The sequence below is a fragment of the Aeromonas schubertii genome (assembly GCF_000820105.1).
Classification (GTDB): Bacteria; Pseudomonadota; Gammaproteobacteria; order Enterobacterales; family Aeromonadaceae; genus Aeromonas; species Aeromonas schubertii.
In genome coordinates, this window is sequence record NZ_CDDB01000075.1 from 1 (window position 1) to 352 (window position 352).

Annotated in this window: 1 protein-coding gene; it reads left to right on the top strand. The window is 66.8% G+C overall.

Annotation, left to right across the window (positions count from 1 at the left end):
* On the top strand, positions 1 to 352 hold a 352-nt coding region (locus tag BN1133_RS19805; protein ID WP_197273681.1), incomplete at both ends, for a LysR family transcriptional regulator substrate-binding protein.

Below are 352 nucleotides of genomic sequence, written 5' to 3' on the forward strand. Positions count from 1 at the left end.
CCCTGGGGGAGGGGATGGAGGGGGAAGAGAAGCGCCTCATCCTGTTGGGCCACGATACCCGCACCCGTGCCCTGCTCGATCCCGCCTTGCCGAGCCTTGGCAGGCACAGGGTGATGGAGGTGGGGAGTGTGGATGCCCAGCTGGATTGGGCCGAGGCGGGGTTCGGCGTTGCCATCGTGCCCGATTTTGCCCTGCTCAGGCGGCGCGACGAAGGGGTACCGGTACAACGGCTGACGGGATTTCCCACCACCCATCTCGGCTATATCGTGCGCCAGAACCAGATCCTGTCACGGGGGATCAAGGCTCTGCTGGGCTGGGTGGAGGAGGAGATCGCCCGTCGCATGCCCCCGGC